The sequence below is a fragment of the Pantoea sp. Taur genome, from assembly GCF_009830025.1.
Classification (GTDB): domain Bacteria; phylum Pseudomonadota; class Gammaproteobacteria; order Enterobacterales; family Enterobacteriaceae; genus Pantoea; species Pantoea communis.
Map to the genome: position 1 here is coordinate 1 of NZ_SZZZ01000060.1, position 1,116 is coordinate 1,116.

General features: G+C 50.6%; 1 protein-coding gene. It reads right to left on the reverse strand.

The genetic code is table 11. From position 1 onward, the window contains the following. Nucleotides 1-1,065, reverse strand: a protein-coding gene (locus FD744_RS25210; protein WP_160870034.1) for an IS3 family transposase whose coding sequence is annotated in 2 segments (ribosomal slippage) — nt 1-828 and nt 828-1,065 — 1,066 coding nt annotated over the 2 segments. Because the reading frame shifts where the segments join, the coding sequence is not laid out codon by codon here. This gene is flagged as partial in the annotation. Nucleotides 1,066-1,116: the final 51 nt, after the last annotated feature.

Below are 1,116 nucleotides of genomic sequence, written 5' to 3' on the forward strand. Positions count from 1 at the left end.
TGTTATAAAACATTTCGATGTAATCAAAAATATCGCTTCTGGCTTCGTCTCTCGTTCCGTAGATCTTTTTCTTAATCCGTTCGCGTTTCAGTAGCTGGAAAAAGCTTTCCGCAACCGCGTTGTCATGGCAGTTACCACGACGACTCATGCTACCTTCCAGACCGTGTGATTTCAGGAACGACTGCCACTCATGGCTCGTGTATTGACTGCCCTGATCAGAGTGAACCAGTACCTGTTTTTGGGGATTACGCCTCCACACCGCCATTAGTAATACGTTCAGGACAATCTCTTTTGTCATACGAGGTTGCATTGACCAACCGATAACTTTTCGGGAGAACAGGTCAACCACCACGGCCAGATACAGCCAGCCTTCGTGGGTTCGGATGTAGGTTATGTCCGTCACCCAACGCTCATTCGGTGAGTCTGGATTGAACTGCCGCTGGAGCCTGTTGGGTGCTACGATGCTGGCTTTGCCTTTACTTACCCGTGGGCTACGGTACCCAACCTGAGCTTTTATTCCTGCACGCCTCATGAGCCGCCAGACCCGGTTCACTCCACACTGCTGCCCAGTATCACGCAGATCGAGATGGATCTTGCGATAACCATAGACGCAGCCAGACTCAAGCCAGAACTGCTTGATCTGCCCGGTCAGCATCTGGTCTGCCTGGTGACGCTGCGAATGTGGCTGTTGAAGCCAGAAATAAAATCCACTCGGATGAACATCCAGAATCCGACAGAGCAATCGAACAGGCCAGCAACGGCTGTTGTCGCGGATAAAGGCGTACCTCAGTCGGACAGCTTTGCGAAGCACGCCGCGGCTTTTTTTAATATGTCCCGTTCGTCGGTAACCCGCTTCAGTTCTTTCTGGAGACGGCGGATCTCAGCCTGAACATCTGACTGTGCATTATGAGTGGGAGAATCCGGACCGTACTTCTTCATCCAGGCGTAAAGGCTGTGGGTGGTGAAATCGAGACGTGTTGCAACGCTGGAAACAGAATGACCACGCTCAACAACCTGTTTGACTGCTTCAATTTTAAACTCTGCAGGATAACGCTTACCGCTCATGGGCACCTCTCTTTAAGTCATCTTAAATGACTCAGAGGTGTCTGTTAAACC